This is a genomic window from Kribbella sancticallisti (assembly GCF_039530625.1).
Taxonomy (GTDB): domain Bacteria; phylum Actinomycetota; class Actinomycetes; order Propionibacteriales; family Kribbellaceae; genus Kribbella; species Kribbella sancticallisti.
In genome coordinates this window covers 164112-181229 of record NZ_BAAAOS010000033.1, presented here as the reverse complement: position 1 = coordinate 181229, position 17118 = coordinate 164112, and the positions used below count along the sequence as shown (strand labels likewise).

Sequence of the window (17118 nt, the reverse complement as noted above, 5' to 3'; positions counted from 1 at the left end):
TCGTGGCAGTCGAGATCACCGGACCGATGCACGAGCGGTACGACGAGATCCTGAGCGAGCGTGCACTGGAACTGATCGGTTTGCTGCACCGGGAGCTGAACGGGCGGCGGCTCGAACTGCTCGACCGGCGGCGGGAACGGGTCGCGGAGATCGCCGCGGGTGGCTCGCTCGGCTTCCTGCCGGAGACGGCGCCGATCCGGGAGGATCCGTCCTGGCGGGTCGCGCCGCCCGCGCCGGGGCTGGTGGACCGGCGGGTGGAGATCACCGGTCCGACCGACCGGAAGATGACCGTCAACGCGCTGAACTCCGGCGCGAAGGTCTGGTTGGCAGACCACGAGGACGCGAACACCCCGCTGTGGGAGAACGTGGTCGGCGGGCAGCTCAACCTGCTCGACGCGGTGACCCGGAACATCGACTTCAGCACCGAGGCAGGCAAGTCGTACGCGCTGAAGCCGGACGAGGAGCTCGCGACCATCGTGGTCCGGCCGCGCGGCTGGCACCTGCCGGAGAAGCACCTGCTCGTCGACGGGGAGCGGACGTCCGGTTCGCTGGTGGACTTCGCGCTGTACCTCGTCGCCTGCGGGCAACTCCAGCTCGATCGTGGCGCCGGACCGTACTTCTACCTGCCGAAGATGGAGTCGCATCTCGAGGCGCGGCTCTGGAACGACGCGTTCGTGCTGGCCCAGGACTTCCTCGGGATGCCGCGCGGCACGATAAGGGCGACGGTGCTGATCGAGACGTATCCGGCGGCGTTCGAGATGGAGGAGATCCTCTACGAGCTGCGCGAGCACTCCGCCGGGCTGAACGCGGGGCGCTGGGACTTCATGTTCAGCGTGATCAAGACCTACCGGACCCGCGGTACGGACTTCCAGTTGCCGGACCGGAACTCGGTGACGATGACGGTGCCGTTCATGCGCGCCTACACCGAACTGCTGGTCCAGACGTGCCACAAGCGCGGCGCGCACGCCATCGGCGGCATGGCGGCGTTCATCCCGAGCAAGGACCCCGCGGTCAACGAGCAGGCGTTCGCGAAGGTCGAGGCCGACAAGCAACGCGAGGCCGCCGACGGGTTCGACGGATCCTGGGTCGCGCACCCCGGCATGGTCGACATCTGCAAGACCGTCTTCACCGCGGTCCTGGGGTCGAACCCGAACCAGCTCGGCAAGCTCCGCCCCGAGGTTTCCGTGACCGCCGACGAGTTGCTCGACGTCGTCTCCACTCCCGGTGAGGTCACCGAAGAAGGCCTGCGCAACAACATCAGCGTGGCCATCCAGTACCTGGCCGCCTGGCTCGAAGGCACCGGCGCCGTCGGCATCTTCAACCTGATGGAAGACGCCGCCACCGCCGAGATCTCCCGCTCCCAGATCTGGCAGTGGCGCCACAACGAGGTGGTCCTCGACACCGGTGCCCAGATCACCGCAGACCTGGTCACCCAACTGGCCGACGAGGAAATCGCCAAGCTGGAAGGCGATCCCGCGCGCTACACGGCCGCCCGGGAAACCTTCCTCGAGGTCGCCAACGCCGACGACTACATCGACTTCCTGACCATCCCCGCCTACGAACGCATGCCCTGATCACCCAGGCCGTTCGAAGTCCTCGACGTTGACGGTGGGGATGCCGCCGCCGGCTCGGGCGATGATGGCGACGGAGGTTTCGTCGGTGGGGTTGCTCTCGCGGTGGATGGTGAAGGCAGGGACGTGGATGAAGTCGCCGGCGAAGGCGTCCAGGTAGCCGTCGCCGCCGTCGAACTCCAGCCGCAGCATCCCCGAGACGACGTACAGGCTGGTCTCGTTGCGGTCGTGGTGGTGCCAGCCTGAGATCGCCCCCGGCGCCGTCCCGACCCGGCCGGCCCAGAGGATCGGCAGTTCGAAGGCGCGCTTCCGCAACATCCCGGCGGTCGGATCGGCGGCGACCAACTCGACCTCTCGGATCACCCGAACAGGTTCGCTCATCCCTCAGTCTCCCACCCGAAGAACCCACCCCCACCCGACCGCTCGGCCCGCCCGCGCTAGGAGTGTTTCCAGAAGGCGCGGCGGTCGGGCTTGGTGGTGCCTGGCTCAGGCGGTTGGGCGGCGGCGAAGGCGTCCAGGACGTCAAGGCTGCGTTGCCACAACGCGTCCAGGTCGGCTTCGCGTGGTGGGGTGGGGCTTTCGCAGGCTGCGAGTGCGGTGATCAGTTCGCGCAGCGGGTCGGCCTCCGGTCCGAGTTGCTGGATCAGGGCTTCGAGGCGGCTGGCCAGGTCGGCCAGGATGGTCAGCCGTTCCGGATTCGTCGGCGTACCGGCGTTCCGGAGCAGTTGGGCCTCGAAGACCGCCTGCGAGCGTGCCTCGGTCAGCGGATCGTGGCCGAGGTCCCGCGACGCCTGCATTCCGCGGGACAGCCGCGCGCGCCTGCTCATCGGGCGGGACACCGGCGCCGAGGCAGTGAAGCTGAGGGACACGCCCTCCGGAGCTGCGCCGCTGAGGGGCACGCCTTCCGGAGCCAGGCCCGCAGGGGCAGCCATCGGAGGCATGCCTTTCCTGGAGGCGTTGACGACGGCGGACTGTGGGAACTCCCAGCCTGACGGCATCTCAACGGGCTGAACGACGCGGTGTTTCGGACCGCCTTCCGCGACGACGCGGGAGTCCACGGCCACGAGAGCGGTGAACCGGCACAGGACCTGATGCCGCAACGACACCGCGACGATCCGGTGTTCCAGCGCCTTGGTGTCGACCATGGCCCCGCCGGCGGTCGTAAAGCCGTCGGCTGCGGCGACGTAGCGGTCCTCGAGATCACGCAGGTGGCCGCGCGCCCACACAGCGGCGAGAGCTCCCTCCGCCTGGACCGCCGGCACCGTCACCTCCCACTTCTCGCCTGACGAAGTGAGGCCGTGCAGCCGGGCGGCGGCGTTCTCGGTCGAGCCGCGATACCGGCCGCGGAGTACCAGCGGGACGCCGGCGAAGGCGTCAGGCATCCGCGCCGGGCTGATGGAGTCGTCCTGCAAGGCGAACCCGTCGACCGACAACGCGAGGTGGGTGAGCAACGGAGTACCGATCCGGCGGTGGATCCGGTCCAGCGCCTCGTCCAGGCGTTCCTCGCTCTCGACCAGTTCGCAGCGTCCGCCGCCGAGACCGGCCAGCCGCCCGAGGAAGCCCGCGTTCACGGCCCGGTCGATGCCCACGGTGTGGATCCGTACCCCGCCACGTACGCCGCCCAAGCTCGTCGACAGTTCCGCCAGGATCTGGTCCTCGTTGCCGACCTGTCCGTCGGTCACCAGGATTAGGATGCGGTCGCGCTCGCCGTCCGGGCTGAGCAACCCGGCCGCCTGCTGAAGCGGTCTGAGCAGTTCGGTGCCGCCCCGGGCAGTCACCTTGGCCAGGTGCTCGACGGCACGGAACCGATGCCGGTCGGTGCCGGCGGACAACCCTTCCGGCAATCCGTCGGGGCGTTCGACGACCGTGTCGAAAGTCAGTACGGCGAATCGGTCGGCAGCCGTCAGCGTGTCCACGATCCGCGCGGCGGCCCGCCGGGCGGCGACCATCTTCCAGCCGCTCATGCTGCCGGAACGGTCCAGCACCAGTACGACGTCCCGCGGCCGCGGCGGCGTGGTCTCGAGCGGTGGCAGCACGGTCAGTTCGAACGTTCCCTCGCCCTCCTGGTCCGGCTCGACGGTGAACGAGGTGGCGGTCACTTCAGCCTCGCCGTACGCCAGCCTCAGGATGAAGTCCCGGTCCACCCGCTCGCCCGGGTTGATCGCGACGCTGGTCACGCGGTCGCCGTTCTCGGTGCCGATCGCGTGCAGGCTGGAGCGGATGCCGTGCAAGGGGAGGCCGGCGGCGTCCACGTCGGCGCGGATGCTCAGTTGGACGGGGTTCGGGAAGCCCGGCAGCAGGATCGGTGGGGTGATCCGGGAGGCGTCCGGGACCGCGTCTGTGTCCGGCTCGACGCCGTCGCCTACGCTGCGGCCCGGCAGCGGAGTACCGGGGATGTAGCGCGGCGCGACCACCAGCGGCAGCCGGTACGTCGCTTCGCCGTCCTCGTAGGGGAGTGGGCCGACCAAGGTGAGCCGCACTGTCACTCGCTCGTTGGGCAGGATGTTGCCGACCCGGAGGGTGAAGACGTCCGGCCGCTCCTCCTCGGCGATCGATGCTCGCTGACCCGCCGCCAGGGCTTCGTCGTACGCCGTACGTGCTTCGGCGCGCTCTCGTAGTTCGGCGTCGATGGTGCGGCCGTCGGCTGTCATCCGCAGGCCTGTCACCGCGGCTCGGTCGGGCAGCGGGAAGATGTACGTCGCCTCGAGTGGGACGTCGTGCGGGTTGTGGAAGTCCTGGGTCAGCACTGTGCGGGCGACCAGGCCGGTGATGGTGGCGTGAGCGTCGATCCGCTCCAGGGGCAGGTTGCCGCGCTCGGTGTGCATCGCGCCCAGACCGGTGTCATCGGTTGCGTCCCGCAGGTCGTCCGGATCGAGGGTTGGTAGGACGGTCATGTCTGGTCTCCTGACGGTCGGGGAAGCAGCCGCTGCCGGGCCAGTTCGGCAAGCAACGGAGCAGCGGCAGCGGCTAGCCGTCCGGGATCGGGGGTGGTTGCAGCCGCCTGATCAAGCACCACGGTCACGCCGTCGGCCAGCCGAATAGCAACGACGACCTCAGCCCCGGCAGAGCCGGAGGTGGTCGGAGCGGGCTCGGCCGGACCTGGGGTGGTCCGAGCGGGCGCGGCTTCACTCGCCACTCCCGGCTCAGCCCCCGCCGAAGCGGGAGTGGAGGGTGGTTGTGGCCTTTCGCTCCAGAAGTTGGGGCGGGCAGCTTGAAGCCCCCGCGACAGGGGGGCCGGTTGCGGGGGCTTGTCGGTGGTGAGGGTGGCGATGGGTTGCAGGGACTCGTCGGTGGCGCCGGCCAACTCGGCCTGGATCTGCGCGAGCGTCTGTCCCTGCGCCTGCCGTCGCTTGATCGCGACCAGTTGCAGCAGGTGGCGGCGGCTGTACATCGCCGTGCGCCCGCGCATCTCGGCCGGCCGGTCGACCAGGCCGATGGTGGTGTACCAGCGGATGGCCCGCCGGTCCGGAACGGCACGCACCCGGCCATTGACCTGCCCCGGGTGATCGGCCAACGCCGCCTCTACCCGGTCCGCCAACTCGTCGAGCGTCCACAGTTCCATCTGCCGATGCTGACACTGTCATATTGACAGTGTCAACAACCGGGCAACAACTTCCAGCAAGTCGCCGTTGGGTCGGGGCGGTGAGGAATTGACGGCGATCGGTCCAGGAATGTCTCGTCTTTACGCTCCTGTTCCGATCGCCGTCTCGGCGCCGGTCCGGTCAGGCGGCGCGGTACAGCAGCCAGGAGTCGGCCATGCGCTGACTCTGGCCCGGGGTGAACTCGGTGTAGCAACTGTCGTAGGAGTAGTCCATGTAGTTGTGGATCGGGTCGAGCCCCGGCTGGCGGCATGTGTCCTTGCCCTCGGGGCAGCCGTTGGTCGGGACCTTCTGGGCCGGGGTGTCGGCGACGAAGTCGCCCTTGGCGTTGCAGCCGCCGAAGAAGGTGTGCTCCAGGTTCAACCAGTGGCCGACCTCGTGGGTCGCGGTCTCGCCCTGGTCGTAGCGGCCCTGGTAGGTGGTCGAGGTGCCCGGGATCGACTCCCAGTCGATGACGACGCCGTCGAGGTAGGCCTGGCCGGGTTTCGTCACGATGTCCGGCAGGTAGGCCCAGCCGAGGTAGTCGCCGGCCGTGGTCGAGTAGAAGTTCAAGGCGTTCGAGCCACCTTGGCGCAGCGCTTGCTTCATGCTGTGCTCGTTGGTACCGCCCGGGTTGGCGTAGAACCAGTCGGCGTTGTCGGTGTGAGTCACGCCGGCCAGGGTGAAGCTGAAGCCGGTCCGTGCCCCGCCTTCGCCGCCCCTGAAGGTGTTGTTCAGTACTGCGATCTGCGCCGCGATCTGCTCGGCTGTCAACGAGCCGGTCGCGCCGTCGGTGACGACGTGCACGTAGACCGGCACGGTCGCCTGGAACTTCTGGGAAGCCTTGCCCACGGCACTGGCCGGGAGATCCTCGTGGACCTCGCCGAGGTCCGGCTCGCGGTGGTCCCCGCGGCCGAGGTGCGTCGCCGAGCCGCACTCCTCGTCCGCCGGTTGTGAGGCCGCCGAGCCGGCCGCAGGTGCGGCGCCCATGGTCGTGATCAGCATCAACGCGATGGCGGTGGTCTGGACTATTTTGATCCGCTTCATGTCCCCTCCATGGCTAACCCCGAGCAAGCACCGACTTTAGGACGGTTGCTGCCCTGCCGCCAGGGATCAGCGAAGCTGCGCGGCCAGGGCCTTCGCGGAGGACGCGATCTCGGCGTAGACCCCCGGGTAGCCGCGTTCGGCGCAGCCCTTGCCCCAGGAGACGGTGGCGAGGAGCCTGCCGTTGAGGACGAGCGGACCGCCGGAGTCGCCCTGGCAGGCGTCGCCCCGGCCGTCGAGATAACCCGCGCAGACGTTGGTGCTCGCGGCGTACCCGTTGCCGACGTACTCCTTGTTCGCCAGGCAGGCAGCGTCGCCGAGGTCGGGCACGGCGAGCTTCTGCAGCACGTCGTCCGGGCCGGTGTTGCTCGTGTCGCCCCAGCCGAACACCGTCGGTACGGCGCCGCGCCGGTCGGCCTTCGGGTTCGTCTCCAGCTGGATCGTCGGTACTCCGGTGAACGGCCGCGCCAGCGTCAGTACGGCGAAGTCGTACCGGTTGTCCGTCCGGTTGTAGCCCGGGTGGATCCAGATCGACTTGATCGCCGAGCTTCGTCCCGTCCTGGGCTTCGTCAGGTCCGGGCGGCCCTGGATCGCGCGATAGCTGGAGATCGGCCTGATCATGCAGTGCGCCGCGGTGATGATCTTGTCCGCTTTGACCAGGGTGGCTCCACACCACCGGCCGGTCGACTGCGCGGAGCCCGAGTTGATCAACGCGATCGCCCACGGAGCCTCCGTCGTACTGGACAGCGTGCCGCCCACGATCAGTTCGCGGTCCTCGCCTGCTCCCCGGTCCATCGAGGCAGTCGCGGCGCCTGCCGAGACAAGCACCAGTACTCCGGCAAGCACAGCAGCGCGTCTGAACATGCGAAGAACCTACTCCACGTGCGCACTCAACCCCGGTAAGTGATCAGGAAGCGGCCTGGTGCTGGTTCTCGGCCACGCCCCAGCGGGTGAGCAGGTGATCGGCGAAGAGGTTGTCGAGGGTCAACGAGCAGCTCGCGCCGAAGAGGATGTCAGCCTCCGCCCTGGGGTGGTCCGCCGCGTAGGTGTCGCACAGGTCGTGGGCGGCGATCTGCTCATGGACCGCGTCTGCCTCGATGTGCTCGGTGAAGTACCCGGCTTGCTCCTCGGTGGCGCCGAGGCGGGTCGCGCCGGAGGCGTACCGGCGGTTCGGCAGGGTCGAGGTCATCTCCAGCGCGGCCAGGTGGCCGAGCAGGGCTCCCGTCCAGCGGCTGTGCAGGGCGAAGAGCGACATCACGTTCGAGATCGCCAGCGTCACCGCCGGTACGTCGCTGACGTAGCGGCCGTAGCTGTCGTCGAGCCCCAGCCAGCGCATCGTCGTACGGAAGAGTTCGGCGTGCATCCGCTCGGGCCTGCCGCCGCCGTACTCGTCCGCCTGGATCTCGACCAGGGCCGCCTTGGCCGCGCCGTCGAGCCGGGGGATGCCGAAGCTGTGCGGATCGGCCTCCTTGAGCTGGTAGACCGAGCGGTTGAGGACGAACTCCCGGAACTGGTCGACGTCGGCCTTGCGCTGCAGGTACTGCGCCAGCCCGGGGCCGGTGTCGGCGTCGATCAGTGCGCGCAGTTGCCGGGACACCGGGGCATCGGTCACCTCAGGAGTGCAGGTCGCCTGCAGCCAGCGGGTCCAGGGGTCCTCGAGCAGGGCGCGGAACTCCAGGATCCGGGGGTCCCACTCCGCGTCGGGCGGGCTCGTGTCGAAGCCTCGGTAGCTCAACTCGTAGCAGCACCACAAGGCCAGTTGCAGGTCTTCATCAGCCCAGGGCTCGGGCGAGATGACCTGCTCCGGGAGCGGGGCGAGCCGGCCGCTCAGCCGGTCGATCAGCCAGGCGCTGAGCGGACCCCGGGGTACGGGTAGTTCCATCGTGCGTGCTCCTTCGTTCGTCGCGCCGTCCGGTACCCGGACCAAAACTCGGCCTTTTGGGCCTGGGTACCGGGGCCGGCATGACAGATCCGACGGTGATCCGGGCCTATCCGGACGGTCCTCTGCTGGTCCGCGGTGACTTCCGGCTGGAGGACGAGAACGGCGAGGAGGTCGACCCCCGCCGCGGCACGATCGCCCTGTGCCGCTGTGACAAGTCCGCCCGCAAGCCTTTCTGTGACGGAAGCCACACCCTGTCACGCCGCGGCCGGCTGGCCCGGGAAACCCGCGAATAGGTCGCGGCGGGAAGGGCACCAGGGAGGCAGGAGGTTGTCGGCACTCGAGGGCCCGCAAATCTCCAGACCCCGGCGTTGAGGAATCCAGCGCCGGGGTCGACCCCTGTCCTGGCCCCGGTGGGGCACACTGGGGTCAAGACGCCGAGGACCCGGGGGGAATCGGCTTCCTCGCGAGGAGCTGATGTGATGACGGAAACGAAACTGCACCTGGAGATCGCCGAGGCGATGTCTGAGGTCGCCGCGGCGCTCAAGGTGCCGATGGACCTCGACGACACCCTCGAGGTGATCACCCGGTGCGCGGCGGACACGATCCCGGGCATCGTCGAGGCGAGCATCTCGCTCACCACGAAGAACGGCGAGATCCGGACGCTGGCGCCGACGAGTCCGACCATCATCCGCGCCGACCACCTGCAGTACGAACTGGGTGAGGGGCCATGCCTGGAGGCGGCGCTCGAGGAGCCGGTCGTCGCGGTGAACGACCTGGCGGGGGATCCGCGCTGGCCGTACTACGGCCCGAAGGCGGCGGCGCTCGGCTTCGGTTCCCAGGTCGCCTTCCAGTTCCGCGCCGAACCGCACGCCCGCGGCGCCCTCAACCTCTACGCGCGCGAGCCGAACGAGATCGACCAGGACTCGATCTACCTGGGCAGCATGTTCGCCGCCCAGGTCGCGGTGGCGATGGGCTGGGCTCGCCAGGACCAGACGATGTCGGACGCGCTGGCCACCCGCAACGTGATCGGCCAGGCCGTCGGCATCGTGATGGAGCGCTACAAGCTCGACTCCGACCGGGCCTTCGCCTTCCTCACCCGGCTGTCCCAGACCAGCAACACCAAGCTCCACACCATCGCCACCGCTCTGGTCAACCAGACGAACGACCTGTCCGAGCACTAGTCGAGTGCTACGGCAGCGCGCAGAGAGGTTGGCTGCGTCGCTGGTACGAGCGGGCTCCGATCGCCAGGGCTGTCCCCAGCCCGGCGAAGGCCGCGCCCCCGAACAGGACCATCCAGGCGAGCCCGGTGGGGGTGAAGGGTTCGGAGTCGCTAGACGCGGGAGTCACACCGGCCAGCGTGAGGGATCCCCAGACAGCCAGCGGAACGCCGTACAGGGGCAGGCTGACGCCGCCGATCCAGGCGGGTAGCAGGACGAGCCAGCGCGGGACGTACAAGCCCCAGCGCTGCAACAACGCGAGCACGAGGAGCACGCCGACCAGCGAGGCGACCACAGTGATGTCGATGCCGAAGTGTTCCAGCAGGCGGCCCAGCGTGGAGACGTCGGTGTCGTCCATCGCCACCCGCCACTCGTCCGGGGTCACGCCGAGCGCGCTTCCGCCGAACCCCCAGACCACCTTCACGCTCGCCCAAGGCAACAACCCGAGCAGGACCAGGTACGCCGTACGCCGGGTCCGTGTGGAGGCCTGCCGGGCGGTACCGCGGACCAGTGGAGCGTCGGGCCTCAGGGCGACCGGGTGGCACCCGCCGCACCGCGGGCAGCGGCTCCTCCGCCGACGCAACTGCACCTGAGTCGTGCCGAAGAGCAGCAACGCCCCCACCAGTGCGAAGAGTTGGGCAAGCAGCGCGAACGGGCGCTCGACGGAGCCCGTCGCGATGATCCCCACCCCGCTCATCGCCAGCCCGAACGTGCCCAGTGCGGCCGTCGACGTCGCCACGACCAGGCCGATCGGCGCCCTGCGTGATGACGACCGCGCCGACAGCAACCCGGCGACGGCACCGGCGAGCAGCACGGCCGAGACCACGATCGCCGTGACCGCGCCGCCGGGTGGTTCGTCCTCGACGTTGGCGATGGGGAAACTGGCTCGCCCGCCCAGCAGCCAATGCAACGCCACAGCGCCGTACAGAACCGTCCAGTACTGCGCCGCGCGGGGTGCCCAGTCGGGCCAGCGGCGGCAAAACCCAAGGAGTGAGCTCATGTCACCAAGAGTCGACTCGGCTGCGCCGGATCGGCTCCCTCCGGAGAGTGAACCGTGTAGCACTCGGTGGGGAGGGGCACCCAGGAGAGATGACTGTCTACGGCTTCCACGCCTCACACGAACAGGTCCCGCCCGCCGACCTGCTGGCGGCGGTGGTGCGGGCCGAACAAGCAGGCTTCACCGCGGCGATGTGCTCCGACCACTTCAGCCCCTGGAGCGCCCGGCAGGGTGAGTCCGGGTTCGCCTGGTCCTGGCTCGGTGCCGCGCTGCAGGCGACCACGCTGCCCTTCGGGGTGGTCAACGCCCCCGGCCAGCGCTACCACCCGGCGATCATCGCGCAGGCGATCGGGACGCTCGGCTCGATGTACCCGGGCCGGTTCTGGGCCGCGCTCGGCACCGGCGAGGCGAGCAACGAGCACATCACCGGCGACGCCTGGCCGCGCAAGGAGGTGCGCAACCAGCGACTCGAGGAATCGGTCCAGGTGATGCGCAAGCTCCTGCAGGGCGAGGAGGTCAGCCACGACGGCCTCGTCACCGTCGATCGGGCCCGGCTCTGGACCCGGCCCGAGGAACCGCCGCTGTTGCTGGGCGCCGCCGTCTCCACCAAGACCGCCGAATGGGTGGCCGGCTGGGCGGACGGCCTGATCACGATCGCCGCCGATGAGAACCACCTGCGCGACATGATCTCGGCGTACAAGGACAACGGGGGCCGCGGCAAGGTCAACCTGCAGGTGCATCTAAGTTACGCCGCGGACGACGACCAGGCCCTGCGGATCGCGCACGAGCAGTGGCGGAGCAACGTGTTCTCGCCGCCGTTCTGCTGGGACACCGACACGGCGGAGGCGTTCGACCAGGCCGCCGAGCATGTCCGGCCCGAGGCGATGCACGAGGGCGTCCGCATCTCGTCCGACCCGTCCCGGCACGCCGACTGGCTGAACTCGTACGCCGCGCTGGGGTTCGACGCGATCTACCTGCACCACGTCGGCCGGGAGCAGTCGGAGTTCATCGACGTGTTCGGCGAGAAAGTACTGCCCCAACTGGAGGTGACCACGCCGTGAGGCTGACCGAGACCGCGGACGTCTGGTGGAAGAACGCCGTCGTCTATTGCCTGGACATCGAGACCTTCTTCGACACCGACGGGGACGGCCGAGGTGACATCCGCGGCCTGTCCCAGCGGATCGACCACCTGGCCGAGCTCGGCGTCACCTGCCTGTGGCTGATGCCGTTCTACCCGACGCCGGATCGTGACGACGGCTACGACATCACCGACTTCTACGGCGTCGACTCCCGGCTCGGCACGCACGGCGACCTGGTCGAGCTGATCACGCTGGCGCAGGACCGCGGGATGCGGGTGATCGCGGACCTGGTGGTGAACCACACCTCGGACCAGCATCCCTGGTTCCAGAGCGCGCGGGCGTCGCGCGAGTCGCCGTACCGGGACTGGTACGTCTGGCGTGACGAGCCGCCGGAGGACGCGGACAAGGGGATCGTGTTCCCCGACCAGGAGGACAGCCTCTGGCAGTACGACGAGCAGGCCGGCCAGTACTACCTGCACCAGTTCTACAAGCACCAGCCCGACCTGGACATCGCCAACCCGGAGGTGCGGGAGGAGATCACCCGGATCCTCGGGTTCTGGCTGCAGCTCGGGCTGTCCGGGTTCCGGGTCGACGCGGTGCCGTTCCTGCTCGAGACCAAGGGATCGCTGGACGCGGCGGACCTGCCGGATCCGCACGACTACCTGCGCGACCTGCGGGCGTTCCTGAACCGGCGCAACGGGCAGGCGGTGCTGCTGGGCGAGGTCAACCTGCCCTACAAGGACACCCGGACGTTCTTCGGCGACGAGGACGGCGACGAGCTGACGATGTGCTTCGACTTCATCGGCATGCAGAAGCTGTACCTGTCGCTGGCGCGCTCCGAGCCGGCCGAGCTGGTCAAGGCGCTGCGGGAACGGCCGGACCCGCCGGAGGAGGCGCAGTGGGGCACGTTCGTCCGTAACCACGACGAGCTGACGCTGGACAAGCTGACCGAGGACGAGAAGAAGGAGGTCTTCGCCGCTTTCGGTCCCGAGGAGGACATGCAGCTTTACGGCCGGGGCCTGCGCCGCCGGCTGCCACCGATGCTCGGCAACGACCAGGCCCGGCTCCGGATGGTCTACAGCATGCTCTTCACCCTGCCCGGTACGCCGGTGCTGTTCTACGGCGAGGAGATCGGCATGGGCGAGAACCTGGCGGCGGACGGGCGTAACGCGGTACGGAGTCCGATGCAGTGGACGCGGGATCCCAACGGCGGGTTCTCGACGGCTGATCCGGACCAGCTGGCCGGGCTCGTGGTCGAGGGGGAGCTGTCGCCGGAGCACGTGAACGTGGCCGACCAGCGGCGTGATCCGGACTCCCTGCTGAACTGGATCAAGCTGCTGATCCAGCGGTATCGCGAGTGCCCCGAGCTGTCCTGGGGCAAGTACACGATCCTGGAGCACGAGTCGCCGACGGTGTACGCGCAGCTGTCGGAGTACGAGGGTGGGGCGGTTGTTGCCCTACACAACTTCTCGGACGAGCCGGCCGAGGTCACCCTCGCGCTGGCGGGCACCGGGGTCGGAGTACGGGTTGCCGATCTGCTGACCGGGAAGACGTCCGAGGTGGACAACGACGGCACGCTGCGGCATCCGGTCGGTCCCTACGGGTGCTGCTGGTTGCGGGTCCTGCGCCCTGACGATCGCTACATCATCTGAACCTGGAACAGGGACCGCCCCACGGGCTGGGGCGGTCCCTGGTTCGCGTGGGTCAGGCGCGGTACGCCGTCCACATGTCGCTGATCCGGGTGCTCTGGCCCGGGGTGAACTGGTTGTAGCAGGAGTCGTACGAGTAGTCCATGTAGTTGTGGATCGGGTCCAGACCAGGCAGCGAGCACGAGTCGCGGCCTTCGGGGCAGCCGTTGGTGGAACTGCTCTGCGCCGGGGTGTCGCCTACCCCGTCGTTCGTGGACGTACAGCCGCCCTGGAACGTGTGGTAGAGCCCGAACCAGTGCCCGGCCTCGTGGGTGGCGGTCTCACCCAGGTTGTAGTTGGCGATCGAGCCGCCGGGCAGCGAGTCGAAGTGGACCCGGATGCCGTCGATGCCCGGGTTGCGCGGGTAGTCCCACGGGAAGGTCGCGATGCCGAGGTAGGAGAAGTCGACCAGCCAGATGTTCAGCGCGTTCGCGCCGCCCTTGCGGGTCTGCTTGCGGTAGGTCGAGCTCTGCTTGTCCTTGTGCCAGTTGTTGTTGTTGTACCGGAACGTGCCGGCCAGCGAGAAGGTGAAGCCGGTGTTCGAGGCCGCGGACGACTCCTGGCCGGCGAAGGTCTTGTTGAGAACGGCCATCTGCTGGGTGATCTGGGAGTCGGTGACGTCGCCGTTGCCGGCCGCGTCGCGCATCACGTGGAAGTAGACGGGGACGTTCGCCGCGGCCAGCGCACCCTGCGGTACGCCGATACCACGGGCCGCCTTGGCCTTCAGGATCTGAGCGGTCCGGGCCTCGATCGCCTTCTGCTCGGTCGCCGAGACGTCGCGGGTGTCGGGACCGTGACCGCCCTTGGCGGCCGCGCTCGCCGGCGGGACGAAACAGTCGTCGAGTTGGTCCACCGGGAGCTGGGCGGTTGCCTGGCCACCCAAGGGGCTGAAGGTGAGCGCTGCACCGGCCAGCATGACAGCCAGGGCGCGGGGACGGGTGATGAGAGATCGCATAGGGCGCGTTCCTCCGGATCAGGGCCGCTTGGGCGGGCGGCGGTTGCCGGAATAATGCGAGGTTGGTTCCCGATCCGGAAGCGATCAGGAGGAAAACAGCCGGAAATCAGGGAAATCCTTCGGTTGCTCAGCGTGACGTCAGGGCCGTGCGTCGGCCGGGGACGGCGGGACGTCGAGGCTGCCGTAGCGCTCCATCCGCTGCCAGCGGAGGCGGGAGCCGGCAAGGGCCGTGAAGACCGACTGGATGACCACGAGATACATCAGCTGCCGATAGACGAACTGCTGCAGCGGCAGGCTCCACAGCGGGCCCGCGCTCTCGCCGTCCAGCCGGAAGGCGTAAACGCCCATCCCGAACTGCACGGCGAGGAAGCCTGCCCAGACCAGGACCACCCGAAGCGGGTCCAGGAAGATCAGACCGTAGACGGCGAACACGTCCACCACCGGCGCCAGCAGCGGCAGCAGGACCTGGAAGAGCAGCAGGTAGGTGAGACCGCGGCGGCCGAGCTTGCCCGACTGCCCCCGCTGCACCCAGGCGCCGCGGTGCTTCCACATCGCCTGCAGCGTTCCGTAGCACCAGCGGTACCGCTGTCGCCAGAGGGCGCCCAGGCTGGCCGGTGCCTCGGTCCAGGCGCGCGCCCGCTCCTCGTACACAACCCGCCAGCCGTCCCGGCACAGCGCCATCGTCAGGTCGGTGTCCTCGGCGAGCGTGACGTCGCTCAGGCCGCCGATGCGCTCGAGCGCACTCCGGCGGAACCCGCCGACCGCGCCGGGCACCGTCGGCATGCACTCGGCGAGGTCGAACAACCGGCGGTCCAGGTTGAAGCCGACGACGTACTCGATGTGCTGCCAGCGGCCGAGCAGGCCCTTGCGGTTGCCGACCTTCGCGTTGCCCGACACCGCTCCGACGGACGGATCGGCGAACGGCTGCACCAGCATCCGGACCGCGTCCGGCTCGAAGACGGTGTCGCCGTCGACCATCACCACGAGTTCGTAGGAGGACGCCTGCAGGCCGGTGTTCAGCGCGGCCGGCTTGCCCGCGTTGAGCTGCCGGATCACCCGGACGCCCGGCAGGTTCAGCGACTCCACCAGGTCGGCGGTGCCGTCGGTCGAGCCGTCGTCGACGACGATCACCTCGACCGGATGGTCCGAGGCGACCAGCGACCGGACCGCCGCCTCGATCCCGGCCGACTCGTTGTACGCCGGGACGATCACCGTGACGGGTTCGGTGACGGGATCACCCCAGGACCAGTACCGCTCCCGCGCGTGCCGCCTGGCGGCGATGATCGTGGTCAGCGCCCGGAGCACGCTCAGCGCCCCGGCGGCGTACAGGAGCCAGGTGATGATGGTCAGCGCGCCGTCGCTGAGCCGGATCGCCCAGATGGCGGCCAGTCCGCGGCCACGTTCCACCAAGCTCGCCTCGCGGATCGGCAGGGGGATGCCGACGGTGTCGCTGACCGTGGCGAACTGGAAGTTGCGGGCCTTCAGTGCCGGGATGAGTTTCTGCAGCGCGGCAAGGGTCTCGGTCCGGTCGCCACCCGCGTCGTGCATCAGCAGCACTTGGCCTGCCGTGCTCTTCGGCATCGAGTTCGCGATCACCTGGGTGGTTCCCGGGCGGCGCCAGTCCTCGCTGTCCTGGGTGGTGAGCACGGTGAGGTAGCCGGCGTCTCTGGCGTGCTTGACGGCCTCCCAGTCGGCGTTGGTCAGCGCCGAGGGCTCGGACGAGTACGGCGGCCGCAGCAGCGGCGTACTGACTCCGGTGGCGCCGGCCAGGATCAACTGGCTCTGCCGCAACTCGAGGGACCGCCGCCAACCCGGCACCGCGCTCAGGTTCGCGTGGGTGAACGTGTGCACGCCGATCTGGTGACCTTCGGCGACGATCCGGCGGGCGAGGTCCGGGTGCGCGGCGACCTCGGTACCGACGACGAAGAAGGTCGCCTTGACGCCCTGAGCCCGGAGCAGGTCGAGCACCTTGGGGGTCCAGACGGGATCCGGCCCGTCGTCGAAGGTGATCGCGATCGTCTTCACCTTCGGTTTCGCGGACCTGGGTGAGGCGCTCCCGGCGTCGATCAGCGGACCACCGTTGACCACCGCGGCCGGTACCGCGTCGTGCGCACCCGTCGCGGCCACGGCGCCGTCGGGCGTCGTACCGAAGAGGTGGTTGGTGTACCCGTGCAGGAGGAGAGCGCCGGACAAGCAGACCAGCAGCATGGTCAGCACGAACCAGTGAGTCCGCAGCGGGACCTGGCGAGCCCGCCTGGCGCGACTCACGGCTTGCTAGGCGACTTGGTGCGCCCAGGAGGCGTTGAGGGCTTCCCATGCCCCGGCGTCGGGGTCCCGGTCGGCGTCGTGGACTGGGACGGCGTGCTCGTGGGCGTCGGGGTGCCGGTCGGGGTGTCCGAAGGAGTCGGGGTCGTCGGCTTGGTGCTCGGCGTCGCGGACTCACCCGGCGTCGGCGTACTTTGCACTTCGGCAACCGGCCGCAGCGAGCTTTCCGGAGTACGGCTGGGCTCACTGGGCTTCGGCGTCTGTCCCCCCTTGCCCGGCGCCGGCGTCACCCGAGCAGGCTGTTGCTTCCCGGCCTCCGGCAACGGGATCAACGGCGTATCCACCCGCGGCCCACCGACCACGCTGCTCACCAGCAACACCACATACCCCACCACCGGCACAGCCAGCAGTACCCCGAGACGACGGATAGCCCGATGGCGATGCCCGGACGAGTCCACAAAAACGGGCTTCCGGGCCGGAAGCGACTTCACAAGCGCGGGATCCTACTCGGATTTCTCCCGTACTGCTCAGTCCCTCACACCCAGTGAACCGACCCCCACCGCCGGTAGTCCACCTCACCCCTGCCCACCACCGCCCGGCCTCCCGACCTGGAGCACCCCAGCCGAGTCTCCATCGATGGAAAACACCGTCGCGCGCGATCGGGAAATCCGGCGGAACGTTACAGATCTGCAGGTTGTGCCATGACCGCGGAGTAGCTCTGGCGCAGCCGCCCAGCCTCAGGGACTCTTCTCCGGCCCGGCCACAGCCGGGCTGAACACGCCTGGCATCCGGGGTTCGGTGACTCACCGTGAGGCGCCCCGGGCAGACGAAGGAGCCCTCGC

15 protein-coding genes are annotated in these 17118 nt (G+C 69.1%); 5 read left to right on the top strand and 10 right to left on the bottom strand.

The features are described from left to right. Nucleotides 1–2 precede the first annotated feature (2 nt). Nucleotides 3–1574 carry a malate synthase A gene (aceB, locus tag ABD255_RS24325; protein ID WP_344217747.1) on the top strand — a complete coding sequence of 524 codons (1572 nt, stop codon included), beginning with the start codon at nucleotides 3–5 and terminating at the stop codon, nucleotides 1572–1574. Here aceB and ABD255_RS24320 read toward each other — a convergent pair whose 3' ends face one another. The 6 genes from ABD255_RS24320 to ABD255_RS24295 form a co-directional block, all read right to left on the bottom strand. Next, the gene (locus ABD255_RS24320) at nucleotides 1575–1952 is read right to left on the bottom strand and encodes a cupin domain-containing protein (RefSeq protein WP_344217745.1); all 378 of its coding nucleotides are present in this window, start codon (nucleotides 1950–1952) and stop codon (nucleotides 1575–1577) included. 56 nt (nucleotides 1953–2008) lie between these two features. Next, nucleotides 2009–4465 (bottom strand): VIT domain-containing protein, encoded by a 2457-nt coding sequence (locus ABD255_RS24315; RefSeq protein ID WP_344217743.1) that lies wholly within the window; start codon nucleotides 4463–4465, stop codon nucleotides 2009–2011. Then, on the bottom strand, nucleotides 4462–5133 hold the full coding sequence (locus ABD255_RS24310) for a MerR family transcriptional regulator (RefSeq protein ID WP_344217741.1): 672 nt from the start codon (nucleotides 5131–5133) through the stop codon (nucleotides 4462–4464). Before ABD255_RS24310 ends, ABD255_RS24315 begins: the two co-directional genes overlap by 4 nt. Nucleotides 5134–5293: 160 nt before the next feature. Further along, nucleotides 5294–6196, bottom strand: a complete 903-nt coding sequence (locus ABD255_RS24305) for a zinc metalloprotease (RefSeq protein WP_344217739.1) — start codon at nucleotides 6194–6196, stop codon at nucleotides 5294–5296. A gap of 66 nt (nucleotides 6197–6262) precedes the next feature. Next, the gene (locus ABD255_RS24300; protein ID WP_344217737.1) at nucleotides 6263–7057 is read right to left on the bottom strand and encodes a S1 family peptidase; all 795 of its coding nucleotides are present in this window, start codon (nucleotides 7055–7057) and stop codon (nucleotides 6263–6265) included. A 43-nt stretch (nucleotides 7058–7100) separates the two neighbouring features. Next, on the bottom strand, nucleotides 7101–8075 hold the full coding sequence (locus tag ABD255_RS24295; protein WP_344217735.1) for an iron-containing redox enzyme family protein: 975 nt from the start codon (nucleotides 8073–8075) through the stop codon (nucleotides 7101–7103). An 80-nt stretch (nucleotides 8076–8155) separates the two neighbouring features. Between ABD255_RS24295 and ABD255_RS24290 the strand changes: the two genes are divergently transcribed. Continuing rightward, entirely contained in the window at nucleotides 8156–8368 is a 213-nt protein-coding gene (locus ABD255_RS24290; RefSeq protein ID WP_344217733.1) for a CDGSH iron-sulfur domain-containing protein, read from the top strand. A 186-nt stretch (nucleotides 8369–8554) separates the two neighbouring features. After that, entirely contained in the window at nucleotides 8555–9256 is a 702-nt protein-coding gene (locus tag ABD255_RS24285) for a GAF and ANTAR domain-containing protein (RefSeq protein ID WP_344217731.1), read from the top strand. A 7-nt stretch (nucleotides 9257–9263) separates the two neighbouring features. Here ABD255_RS24285 and ABD255_RS24280 read toward each other — a convergent pair whose 3' ends face one another. After that, nucleotides 9264–10292, bottom strand: coding sequence for a hypothetical protein (locus ABD255_RS24280; protein ID WP_344217729.1), 1029 nt, complete (start codon nucleotides 10290–10292; stop codon nucleotides 9264–9266). An 89-nt stretch (nucleotides 10293–10381) separates the two neighbouring features. Here ABD255_RS24280 and ABD255_RS24275 point away from each other — a divergent pair, with 89 nt between their 5' ends. Together ABD255_RS24275 and ABD255_RS24270 are read left to right on the top strand one after the other, a co-directional pair. Continuing rightward, a complete protein-coding gene (locus ABD255_RS24275) occupies nucleotides 10382–11350 on the top strand; it encodes a TIGR03885 family FMN-dependent LLM class oxidoreductase (protein WP_344217727.1) in 969 nt (322 codons plus the stop codon). Continuing rightward, nucleotides 11347–13020, top strand: coding sequence for an alpha-amylase family protein (locus ABD255_RS24270; RefSeq protein ID WP_344217725.1), 1674 nt, complete (start codon nucleotides 11347–11349; stop codon nucleotides 13018–13020). The genes ABD255_RS24275 and ABD255_RS24270 overlap by 4 nt, the downstream gene beginning before the upstream one ends. Nucleotides 13021–13072: 52 nt before the next feature. Here the strand turns inward: ABD255_RS24270 and ABD255_RS24265 are convergent, their stop codons facing one another. From ABD255_RS24265 to ABD255_RS24255, 3 genes are all read right to left on the bottom strand, one after another. Then, nucleotides 13073–14011: a zinc metalloprotease gene (locus ABD255_RS24265; RefSeq protein ID WP_344217723.1), complete on the bottom strand. Its 939-nt coding sequence runs from the start codon at nucleotides 14009–14011 to the stop codon at nucleotides 13073–13075. A gap of 138 nt (nucleotides 14012–14149) precedes the next feature. Then, on the bottom strand, nucleotides 14150–16279 hold the full coding sequence (locus tag ABD255_RS24260) for a bifunctional polysaccharide deacetylase/glycosyltransferase family 2 protein (RefSeq protein WP_344217721.1): 2130 nt from the start codon (nucleotides 16277–16279) through the stop codon (nucleotides 14150–14152). Continuing rightward, nucleotides 16276–16767, bottom strand: a complete 492-nt coding sequence (locus ABD255_RS24255) for a hypothetical protein (RefSeq protein ID WP_344217719.1) — start codon at nucleotides 16765–16767, stop codon at nucleotides 16276–16278. Before ABD255_RS24255 ends, ABD255_RS24260 begins: the two co-directional genes overlap by 4 nt. Nucleotides 16768–17118: the final 351 nt, after the last annotated feature.